The sequence below is a fragment of the Lentzea sp. NPDC006480 genome, assembly GCF_040611995.1.
Lineage (GTDB): Bacteria > Actinomycetota > Actinomycetes > Mycobacteriales > Pseudonocardiaceae > Lentzea.
The window spans coordinates 149,490-159,597 of record NZ_JBEXPJ010000002.1 but is presented as its reverse complement, the minus strand read 5'-3'; the positions used below and the strand labels follow the sequence as shown (position 1 = coordinate 159,597).

General features: G+C 66.7%; 9 protein-coding genes. 7 read left to right on the top strand and 2 right to left on the bottom strand.

The window, feature by feature from the left end; all coding sequences use genetic code 11:
• Positions 1–156 precede the first annotated feature (156 nt).
• Positions 157–978: a hypothetical protein gene (locus tag ABZX92_RS02095; RefSeq protein ID WP_355552604.1), complete on the top strand. Its 822-nt coding sequence runs from the start codon at positions 157–159 to the stop codon at positions 976–978.
• On the opposite strand, the gene ABZX92_RS02090 is transcribed toward ABZX92_RS02095, so the two are convergent.
• Entirely contained in the window at positions 975–3,182 is a 2,208-nt protein-coding gene (locus ABZX92_RS02090) for a P-loop NTPase fold protein (RefSeq protein ID WP_355552601.1), read from the bottom strand. The two genes, ABZX92_RS02095 and ABZX92_RS02090, sit on opposite strands and share 4 nt — an antisense overlap.
• 89 nt (positions 3,183–3,271) lie before the next feature.
• Between ABZX92_RS02090 and ABZX92_RS02085 the strand changes: the two genes are divergently transcribed.
• The 5 genes from ABZX92_RS02085 to ABZX92_RS02065 are packed head-to-tail and all read left to right on the top strand — an operon-like array spanning position 3,272 to position 7,762.
• A complete protein-coding gene (locus tag ABZX92_RS02085) occupies positions 3,272–4,903 on the top strand; it encodes a circularly permuted type 2 ATP-grasp protein (protein ID WP_355552598.1) in 1,632 nt (543 codons plus the stop codon).
• 13 nt (positions 4,904–4,916) lie between these two features.
• A complete protein-coding gene (locus tag ABZX92_RS02080) occupies positions 4,917–5,864 on the top strand; it encodes an alpha-E domain-containing protein (RefSeq protein WP_355552595.1) in 948 nt (315 codons plus the stop codon).
• A gap of 2 nt (positions 5,865–5,866) precedes the next feature.
• On the top strand, positions 5,867–6,709 hold the full coding sequence (locus ABZX92_RS02075; protein ID WP_355552592.1) for a transglutaminase family protein: 843 nt from the start codon (positions 5,867–5,869) through the stop codon (positions 6,707–6,709).
• Between the two features lie 56 nt (positions 6,710–6,765).
• The gene (locus ABZX92_RS02070) at positions 6,766–7,611 is read left to right on the top strand and encodes a helix-turn-helix transcriptional regulator (RefSeq protein ID WP_355552589.1); all 846 of its coding nucleotides are present in this window, start codon (positions 6,766–6,768) and stop codon (positions 7,609–7,611) included.
• Positions 7,586–7,762 carry a DUF397 domain-containing protein gene (locus tag ABZX92_RS02065; protein WP_355552586.1) on the top strand — a complete coding sequence of 59 codons (177 nt, stop codon included), beginning with the start codon at positions 7,586–7,588 and terminating at the stop codon, positions 7,760–7,762. Before ABZX92_RS02070 ends, ABZX92_RS02065 begins: the two co-directional genes overlap by 26 nt.
• On the opposite strand, the gene ABZX92_RS02060 is transcribed toward ABZX92_RS02065, so the two are convergent.
• On the bottom strand, positions 7,747–8,169 hold the full coding sequence (locus ABZX92_RS02060; RefSeq protein ID WP_355552624.1) for a type II toxin-antitoxin system PemK/MazF family toxin: 423 nt from the start codon (positions 8,167–8,169) through the stop codon (positions 7,747–7,749). The genes ABZX92_RS02065 and ABZX92_RS02060 overlap by 16 nt on opposite strands.
• 89 nt (positions 8,170–8,258) lie before the next feature.
• On the opposite strand from ABZX92_RS02060, the gene lepA reads away from it, so the two are divergent.
• Positions 8,259–10,094, top strand: a complete 1,836-nt coding sequence (gene lepA, locus ABZX92_RS02055) for a translation elongation factor 4 (RefSeq protein WP_355552583.1) — start codon at positions 8,259–8,261, stop codon at positions 10,092–10,094.
• Positions 10,095–10,108 lie beyond the last annotated feature (14 nt).

The window sequence follows — 10,108 nt, the reverse complement described above, 5'->3', positions numbered from 1 at the left end:
ACTGGTTACGGTGTGGGAGAGTAGGTCGCCGCCGAACTTAATTTAGCCCTGCGGGTTGAGCGCTTCACGCGCTCCCCGCAGGGCTTTTTCACGTTCCGGGCCGGCAGACGGAAAAGACGTCGCGCCCCGCTCCGCCCCACCCCTAGCGTCGAGCGCATGAGGATCCTCGCGCTGCTGTGCCTCGTCCTGTCCGTCACCGCGGTCCCAGCCCACGCCACACCGATCCGCTGCCAGACGCCGGCCGTCTCCACGTTCCACACCGCCGACACCTGGTACGAGAACCTGGAGTTCGACCGCAACACCATCTGGCTCTCCAACCTCACCGGCAACGCCGTCGAGCAGTACCGGCTGGACGGCACCTTCCTGCAGTCCATCCCGCTGCGTGCCCCCGGCGCCATCCGCAAGGGCCCGGACGGCCTCCTCTACGTCAACTTCGGCAACGACAACCCGGAAACCCGCCCGCAGCCTTCGGGCGTGGTCCGCCTGACGCCGAAACCCGAGATCTTCATCGGCGGCGACACCCTGAGCTCCGCCAACGGCGCCGAGTTCGACGCCCGCGGTCACCTCTACGTCTCCGACCCGTTCACGGGCCTGTACGAGTTCGACCGCCGCGGCGCCCTCGTCCGCCACCTCGACATCGCCTACCCCAACGGCATCGTGACGATCGGCACCACCGTCTTCACCAACATCCTGATCGACCCGCAGTCCGCCATCGTCCGCATCACCGGCAACCGCCAGACCCGCCTGGAACTCGGCGCCCCGGACAAGGGCCTGGACGACCTCGCTGTAGGCCCCGACGGCAAGCTCTACGTCACCACGTACACCAGCGGCGAGCTCATCAAGGTCGACCCGTGGACCGGCGCTCACTGCACCCTGCTGTCCGGCCTCAAGAACCCGACCGCGGCACGCTTCCTCCCAGGCACCCGCACGATGTTCCTCACCGAGGCCTCGGGCTCGGTCCTGAAGGTCCGCCTCTAGAACAACCTGTTCGCCAGCCCCGCAACCGCTTGCGCATCGCAGTCGCGCAGCAACTCCCGCAGGTTCGCCGCCGCCTTGCGATCGGAGTAGGCGAACCCGAGCCGCGCGATCACCGCACCCCACTGGACGTCGTCGTCGACCGCGTCAGCAAGGTCCTGCCACCCGCCGCGCAACCGGTGCAGGTAGGCGGGCCACCTGACCGCGATCTCGGCGACGGCGACCAGGTGGCACGCCTGCTCGATGTCGACCGACAAGAGCACACGCAGGTAGAACTGCCAGACGTTCAGCAGCCGCTTCTCCTCGCGCACCGACTGCTCGGGCTGGGCGCGGAGCCGCCGCCGGAGGTGTTCGCGCACCTCCGCGTGCTGCTCGATCGCGATGACGACCCTCTCGAAGTCCTCCGAGTTCAACAACAGCCCGTCGAGCTCGTCAGGCTCGAAGACAGGGTGATCCGGCAGGCCAGGTTCCGGTTCGGTGTTGTCGGTGTGCACCGGCCCGAGTTGGGCGAGCAGGATCTGGTCGACGTGGTCCTCGGTCGTGCGCGGCAGCCGGACGGGCAGTTGCACCAGCTTGCGCAGGAACGTCCACCCCGGACTCGGATCGTCCGGGTGCGTCACGATCTTCGCGTCGGCGAGCTCCTTGTAGGCGTTGTCGACGTGCGCCGCGACGACCGTGGTGTCGAGGCCGAGCACGAACCTCGTGGCCGGGAAGTCGTCGGACAGGAACACGTTGATCGCCTCGAACACCTGGGCCGTGGTCCTCGGCGTGCAGCGGTCCAGGTCGTCGATCATCAGGATCACGCGGTAGTCGTGGGCTTTCAGGTCGTGCAGCAACTCGCGGACGTCGTGCTGCACGAGGTAGAGGTAGCCGGAACGGGCGTGGTAGTACGGGTCGCGGATCAACGGATCCGTTGTGGTGCCGGAGAAAGCGTTGCTGACGACAGGGCCGGCGAACAGCTCGCCCGGCAGGAACGCCGAAGCCTTGCCGAAGAAGTACCTGAACGCCGTGTGCAGCACACCCGCGCCGGCCAGTCCCGCGGTCACCCACCACGCCCAGCCGAAGTTCCACTTGGCCAACGCGTTCAGCACCGACAGGCCGAATCCCAGCCCCGCCAGGGTCAGCAGCGGCGACAGGATCCGCTTCCACAGCTGGCGTTGCAGGTGCCGGCGGTCGACGCGCTTGGCGTTGCGGGTGAACCAGTACCGCTCGGCGTTGTTGCGGTGCGGCAGGATCGCGGCCTCGGCGGCCTCGGTGACGGCTCTCGCGAGTCCTGCCCAGACCTGCTCGCTCGACTGGTGCCGCCACGGGTTGAACGACACCACCAGCGGCTTGATCATCGGCTTGGTCTTGGTGGGCTCCCGGACAGGCGGTTTCATCCCGTCCGGCGGCGAGTAGAGCATCCAGTCCGCCCTGCACACGGTGAACGGCAGCAGCTTCCGCACGGACGTGGGCGGCGTCGGCATCCTGTTCCTCAGCAGCTCCAGCAGCGTGCTCTTGCCCGAACCCCAAGCGCCCTCGACGGTGAGCACGGTCGGCCCGTCGTCCTGATCATCCGGACGCAGCACCTCTCGCAGCGCGTCCACGAGCGTGCCGCGGCCGAGCAGGTCCTCGGTCGCGACGCGGTCGTTGAATCCACGCGTGGTCACCTCGCCGATGAAGGGCGAGAGGACGACGTGGGCGATCCAGATGCGCAGCCGGCCGGTCGAGCCGCCGGACGCGATGCGGGTACGTCCGTCGCGACCGCGATACGTGACCAGCGCCGAGACGCGGGACGGCCGGCTCCGGCTGAGCAGCTTGCCGGTGCGCGGGTGCCAGAGCCGGACCGAGCCGCCCTCGCTTCCCGACACGAGCCACGGCCCACCCGAGTCCGGATATCCGGCCAGCGAGGTCACCGGAGTGCTGTGCCCGGTCAGCCGATGGAGCTCCGCGGATTTCTGGAACACGGCGATCTCCGTGCCCTCTGCCCTGACGGCGAGGTCCGCGATCTGCAGCGACACCGCCGGGCCGTAGACCCTGCCGCGGAAGTCGCGACTTGGTTCGTGCGAGCCGGTCAGTGCGTCCACGACCTCGGGCGGCCTGCCGTCGAAGTGGACCGCCAGCTGAGGGCTCGTCGGGTCGTTGTTGGCCGCGAGTCCGGTGATGGGCGTGCCGAACTCGATGGTGCGTTCGAGTTCCATCTGCGGCATACCGGCGCCTGAGGTCACGCGTGGAAAGTACCGAGTTTCGTTTCCGGGAGGTTTCTGTCCGGTCGGACTAGTGCGAAAACCGCCTGAACAGGGTGAAGATGTGGACCATGGAACGCCGAGCCCGCACCTCAGGACTGCGCCGCAGCCGCACGGTCACCACGCCGAGGCTCGGTGAGCTGTTCAACGGCTATCTCAGCCCACAGCGTCCGCATGCCGACGCCTACGACGAGATGTTCTCGACCGACAACGGGGTGCGGAGTGCTTACCGCGCGCTGTACGAGTCGGTGGCTCCGTCGCACGTCAACGACCTGAACGCGCGATCCGAAGCGCTGGGACGAGCCTTCGTCGACCAGGGCATCACGTTCAGTCTCAGTGGGCAGGAGCGGCCGTTTCCGCTGGATCTGATTCCGCGGATCATCACGGCGAGCGAGTGGTCGAAGCTGGAGAAGGGCATCGTTCAGCGGGTGCGGGCGCTGGAGATGTTCCTCGCGGACATCTACGGCGACGCGCAGATCGTCCGGGATGGAGTGTTGCCGCGGCGTCTCATCACGAGCTGCGAGCACTTCCACCGGGAGGCGGCGCTCATCAACCCGCCCAACGGGGTGCGCATCCACGTTGCGGGTGTGGACCTGGTGCGGGACGAGCAGGGTGTGTTCCGGGTGCTTGAGGACAATCTGCGGTGTCCGTCCGGCGTGAGTTACGTGATGGAGAACCGGCGGACGATGGCGCGGGTGTTCCCGGACCTGTTCGCGCGGCATCGGGTGCGGGCCGTGGGTGACTACGCGGTGCATCTGCTGCGGGCGTTGAGGAACGCGGCGGCGCCCAACGCGGCCGATCCGAACGTTGTCGTTCTCACCCCGGGTTTGGCCAACAGCGCGTACTTCGAGCACTCGTTGCTGGCGAGGCAGATGGGTGTGGAGTTGGTCGAGGGGCGGGATCTGTTCTGCCGCGACAACTTCGTGTACCTCAGGACGACCGAGGGTGAGCGTCAGGTCGACGTCATCTACCGGCGGATCGACGACGACTTCTTGGACCCGGTGCATTTTCGGCCGGACTCGGTGCTCGGCATCGCTGGGCTGCTGAACGCGGCGCGGGCGGGCAACGTTGTCGTGGCCAACGCGGTCGGGAACGGCGTGGCGGACGACAAGCTCGTCTACACGTACCTGCCGGAGATCGTGCAGTACTACCTGGGTGAGAAGACGTTGTTGCCGAACGTGGACACGTTCCGGTGCTGGTTGCAGGACGAGCGGGCGCACGTGTTCGACAAGCTCGACGAGCTCGTGGTGAAGCCCGTTGAGGGGTCGGGCGGGTACGGGATCGTGTTCGGGCCGGAGGCGTCGCCGAGGGAGCTGAACTCGCTGCGGAAGCGGATCAGGAGCAACCCGCGCGGGTGGATCGCGCAGCCGGTGGTGCAGCTGTCGACAGTTCCCACCAAGGTGGGCGACAAGCTGGCGCCGCGGCATGTCGACCTGCGGCCGTTCGCGGTCAACGACGGGAACTTCATCTTCGTGCTGCCGGGTGGGCTTACGCGGGTGGCGTTGCCGGAGGGCAGTTTGATCGTGAACTCGTCGCAAGGTGGCGGGTCGAAGGACACGTGGGTGCTGGCGCCCAAGTCCAGCACGCAGGAACGCGAGCTGGCGGAACCCGGGCTGGCTGGAACGTCCACAATGGAGGCCGCGGCGGCCGAGCAGGGGCCTGAGCTCACCACTTCCCAGCAACAGCAACAACAGCAGCAGTAGGGAGGCGCGCGAAATGCTGGCACGCAACGCGGAGTCGCTGTACTGGATCGGCCGTTACGTCGAACGAGCGGACGACACGGCGCGCATCCTGGATGTGTCGGTCCACCAACTGCTTGAGGACGCGACGGTGGATCCGGACGCCACGTCGCGGCAGTTGCTGACGGTTCTGGGGATCACGCCACCGAAGGGCGCCGACCAGTTCGACGTGTGGTCGTTGACGGAACTGGTGGCGTACAACAAGGACAACCCCAGTTCGATCGTGGCGTCGGTGAACAGCGCGCGGGAGAACACGCGGGGTGCGCGCGAGGTCGTGTCGACCGAGATGTGGGAGTGCCTCAACGCGATGTGGAACGCCGTCGCGGAACGGCAGACCTACGCGCGAACGATGGGGCCGCACGCGTTCTTCAGCTTTGTGGAGGAGCGGGCGGCGATGTTCGCCGGGCTGGCGGACTCCACGATGTCACGGGACGACGGGTGGCGGTTCCTGGTGCTCGGGCGGTCGGTCGAGCGGGTGGACATGATCGTGCGGTTGTTGCTGGCGCGGGTGGGGGACCGGGCGTCGTCGCCTGGGTGGGTCACGGTGCTGCGGTCGGCCGGCGCGCACGACACGTATCTGCGGACCTATCGGGGTGCGTTGGACGCGTCGCGGGTGGTGCAGTTCCTGTTGCTGGACAGCCTGTTCCCGCGGTCGGTGTTCCACGCGCTGAAGCAGGCGGAGTCGTGTCTGGAGCAGTTGGAGAACCAGCCGTCGGTGCGGGTCGGGGCGCGGGCTGAGGCGCTGCGGTTGCTCGGCAAGGCGCGCAGTGAGCTGGAGTTCTTGAGGCCGCACGACTTGCTGGACGACCTGCCGAAACGTCTTGCGGCACTGCAGAAAACGGTTCGCGACGTCGGCGAGGCCGTGTCGCAGCAGTACTTCCACGTGGCGCCGTGGGTCGCCTGGACGAACACCGAGGTGGGCTGACCATGAGCTGGCGAGTGCGTGTCGTGCACACAACGGGCTACGTGTATGAGGCACCGGTGGTGCAGTCGTACAACGAGGCGCGGTTGACGCCGCGTGGTGACAGGCGGCAGAACGTGGTCGTCTCGCGCGTTGAGACGAGTCCGGCCACGCGTGCGTATCGGTACACGGACTACTGGGGTACTGAGGTCACGTCGTTCGACTTGCATGCGCCACACACGGAACTGAAGGTCGTCGCGTCGTCGGTGGTGGAGACGAGCGACGAGATCGAGCCCGTCACCACCGGCACATGGGCGGACATGCGAGAGGAGAACCTCCTCGACCGCTATACGGAGTTCTTGGAGCCCACGCGTTACACGCCGCGCAACCGGGAGTTGCTGGCGAAGGCGCGTGAGTTGAAGAGGGGAAAGACGCCGTCCGAGGCCGTTCTGGCTGCGTCGCAATGGGTTTGGGAACAGCTCAAGTACCAGGCGGGGTCGACCGGTGTGCACAGTTCGGCCGTGGACGCGTGGCAGGAGAAGAAGGGCGTGTGTCAGGACTTCGCGCATCTGACGTTGGTGTTGTTGCGCGGTATGGGCATTCCTTCGCGCTATGTGTCCGGTTATCTGCACACGAACAAAGACGGTGCACTGCGAGAGACAGTGCGCGGCGAGTCGCACGCGTGGATTGAGGCGTGGACCGGTGGGTGGTGGGGGTACGACCCCACGAACGCCATGCCGGTGGGGCCCAGGCATGTGTGGGTCGCATTGGGCAGGGACTATGCTGATGTGGCGCCGTTGAAGGGCATTTACTCCGGTGGCGCGGCGACCGCGTTGGAAGTGACGGTCGACATCACGCGACTCGCTTAGTTTTCACCCGAACGAGCCCGTTCTATGGATTAAGTCCAAGGATTAGCGTCGGGTAGATGAAAACCACGACTTCTACCGCGTACAGCAGGGATCTCGGCGACGAGCTGCGCCAGTTGCGGGAAAGCTGCACAGGGTTGGGCGGGCGTGCGCTGGCTATCAACCTGGGCTGGGATCCGAGCAAGGTCTCCAACATCGAGCACGGGAAAGCCAGGGCGAGTGAGATCGACCTGGTGCAGATCTTCACGGCCTGCGGCAAGGACATCGACTTCTTCGAGGAGTTCCGCAGCCGTTACAGGTACGCGTTCGACGAGTACATCGTGCAGGTGCACGACAACCTTCGTACGGTCGCGTTCGCCGAGTCCACGGCCAAGACGATCACCAGCTACGCGCCGCGAGCGGTACCTGGCCTGGTGCAGACGCGGGAGTACGCGGACGCGTTCTACCGGCTCGGCGGGTTCGTGCCCGAGGAGCGAATCCCGAAGGTCGTCCAGGTGAGGATGGATCGTCAGACGATCCTCAAACGGCAGGATCGACCGACTTGCTTGTTCTACATCCACGAGCTGGCGCTGCGGCAGAAGGTCGGCGATGACCGGATCATGAGGGAGCAGTACGCCCGGCTGTTGTTCAAGACGCACACGGTTCGGATAGTGCCCGCACACGTCGTGATTCCCTCAAACGGTTGCGTGCTGTGGGAGTACGAGAAGATGCTGCCGGTGGCGTTCGGTGAGACCGATCTCGCCAAGGTGTTCGTGCAGGATCCGGGGGCTATCGCGCGGACACGGCTGCTCTTCGATCACCTGGACGAGGTCGCGTTGAATCCGGAACAATCGCGGAAGAGGCTGACTGAGATCGCCAGTCCACCGCGAGAGGAATTCAATGAGCGAGGACCGCGTCTGGCGTAAGAGCAGCTACAGCGACGCGACCGAAGAAGGCGAGTGCGTCGAGGTGTCGTACACCGGCGACGTGCTTGTTCGTGACTCCAAGAACGCCGACGCGGGCACGCTGATGTTCAGCGCACCCGCGTGGCGTGCGTTCGTTCAGCGCCAGCCGTGACGCTCGCGTAGGGCGTCGACGACCAGGCCGAAGGCGGCGGGTGCCAGCACGGCACCCTCCCGCCGGATGTCGTCGTCCGAGTCGAGGGCGAAGACCCGGTCCAGACGCAGGTACGAGGGGCGGCCCTCGCGGTCCCAGGCGCCGGCGCCCAGCTCCAGGTAGTCGTCGCGCGGCTCCTTCGACGAGAGCATCAGCGCGATCAGCTCGCCGGCGGCGCGGCCCACGACCAGCAACGGCCGGTCCTTGCCGCGAGAGGCGTCCTCTTCGAAGGGCACCCAGGCCCAGACGACCTCGCCGGGGTCCGCGTCGCCGTCCATCGAGGGCTCGTACTCGAGCTTGGCGGCGTCCGCGGCGTCGAAAATCTCACGCACCGCGCCCTTGGCGGGGCGGGGGTCCTCACCGTTCATCTGCACGAACGCACCCTAGTGGTGCAGGGCACACCGGCCGCTATGGGACCATAAGGGGACACCCGTCCGATTTCCTGCTGAGGACTACCTTGACCACGTTCGCCGACACGACGTTCACGCCGCCGGAGCTCATCCGGAACTTCTGCATCATCGCGCACATCGACCACGGCAAGTCGACCCTGGCCGACCGGATGCTGCAGATCACCGGCGTCGTCGAGGCGCGGGCGATGCGCGCGCAGTACCTCGACCGGATGGATATCGAGCGGGAGCGCGGTATCACCATCAAGGCGCAGAACGTGCGCCTTCCGTGGCAGGTCGACGGGCAGGACCACGTCCTGCACATGATCGACACGCCTGGCCACGTCGACTTCACCTACGAGGTGTCCCGCGCGCTGGAGGCCTGTGAGGGCGCCGTGCTGCTGGTCGACGCCGCGCAGGGCATCGAGGCGCAGACGCTCGCGAACCTGTACCTGGCGATGGAGAACGACCTCACCATCATCCCGGTGCTGAACAAGATCGACCTGCCCGCCGCGGACCCGGACAAGTACGCCAAGGAGATCGCGCACATCACCGGCTGCGAGCCGGAGGAGGTCCTGCGCGTCTCGGCGAAGACCGGTTTCGGTGTCGGCGAGCTGCTGGACGAGGTCGTGAAGAAGGTCCCGGCCCCGGTCGGCGAGGCGAACGCCCCGGCCCGCGCGATGATCTTCGACTCGGTCTACGACACGTACCGCGGCGTCGTCACGTACATCAGGGTCGTCGACGGCAAGATCACGCCGCGCGAGCGCATCAAGATGATGTCGACGGGTGCGACCCACGAGATCCTCGAGGTCGGCATCGTGTCGCCGGAGCCGAAGCCGTCGCAGGGCCTCGGCGTCGGCGAGGTGGGCTACCTGATCACCGGCGTGAAGGACGTGCGCCAGTCGAAGGTCGGCGACACGGTCACGTCCGAGAAGAAGGGCGCCTCCGAGCCGCTGGCCGGCTACCGCGAGCCGCGCCCGATGGTCTACTCGGGCCTCTACCCGGTCGACGGCTCCGACTACCCGGAGCTGCGCGAGGCGTTGGACAAGCTCCAGCTCAACGACGCCGCTCTGACGTTCGAGCCGGAGACGTCGGCCGCTCTCGGCTTCGGGTTCCGCTGCGGGTTCCTGGGGCTGCTGCACCTGGAGATCACCCGCGACCGGCTGGAGCGCGAGTACGGTCTCGACCTCATCTCCACGGCGCCGAACGTCGTGTACCGCGTGGTGATGGAGGACGGCTCCGAGATCGTCGTGACGAACCCGTCCGACTGGCCCGAGGGCAAGCGCGCCGAGGTGTACGAGCCGGTCACCAAGTGCACCATCATCGCGCCGTCCGACTACATCGGCGCGATCATGGAGCTCTGCCAGACCAAGCGCGGTCAGCTCGGCGGCATGGACTACCTGTCCGAGGACCGCGTCGAGCTGCGCTACACGATGCCGCTGGGCGAGATCATCTTCGACTTCTTCGACTCGCTGAAGTCCCGCACGCGTGGTTACGCGTCGCTGGACTACGAGGAGTCGGGCGAGATGATGGCCGACCTGGTCAAGGTCGACATCCTGCTGCAGGGCGAGGCCGTCGACGCGTTCAGCGCCATCGTGCACAAGGACTACGCGTACGCCTACGGCACGCGGATGGCCACCAAGCTGCGCGAGCTGATCCCGCGGCAGCAGTTCGAGGTGCCGATCCAGGCCGCGATCGGCGCCCGCGTGATCGCCCGCGAGACGATTCGCGCGATCCGCAAGGACGTTCTTGCCAAGTGCTACGGCGGTGACATCACCCGTAAGCGCAAGCTGCTGGAGAAGCAGAAGGAAGGCAAGAAGCGGATGAAGATGGTGGGGCGCGTGGAGGTGCCGCAGGAGGCCTTCGTCGCCGCGCTGTCCACGGACGAGCCGAAGGGCAAGAAGTAGGCGGAGTGGCACGT

Coding starts and splice junctions, on each gene's coding strand:
- ABZX92_RS02095 (WP_355552604.1), top strand. CDS start 157: ATGAGGATCCTCGCGCTGCTGTGCCTCGTCCTGTCCGTCACCGCGGTC.
- ABZX92_RS02085 (WP_355552598.1), top strand. CDS start 3,272: ATGGAACGCCGAGCCCGCACCTCAGGACTGCGCCGCAGCCGCACGGTC.
- ABZX92_RS02080 (WP_355552595.1), top strand. CDS start 4,917: ATGCTGGCACGCAACGCGGAGTCGCTGTACTGGATCGGCCGTTACGTC.
- ABZX92_RS02075 (WP_355552592.1), top strand. CDS start 5,867: ATGAGCTGGCGAGTGCGTGTCGTGCACACAACGGGCTACGTGTATGAG.
- ABZX92_RS02070 (WP_355552589.1), top strand. CDS start 6,766: ATGAAAACCACGACTTCTACCGCGTACAGCAGGGATCTCGGCGACGAG.
- ABZX92_RS02065 (WP_355552586.1), top strand. CDS start 7,586: ATGAGCGAGGACCGCGTCTGGCGTAAGAGCAGCTACAGCGACGCGACC.
- ABZX92_RS02060 (WP_355552624.1), bottom strand. CDS start 8,169: ATGAACGGTGAGGACCCCCGCCCCGCCAAGGGCGCGGTGCGTGAGATT.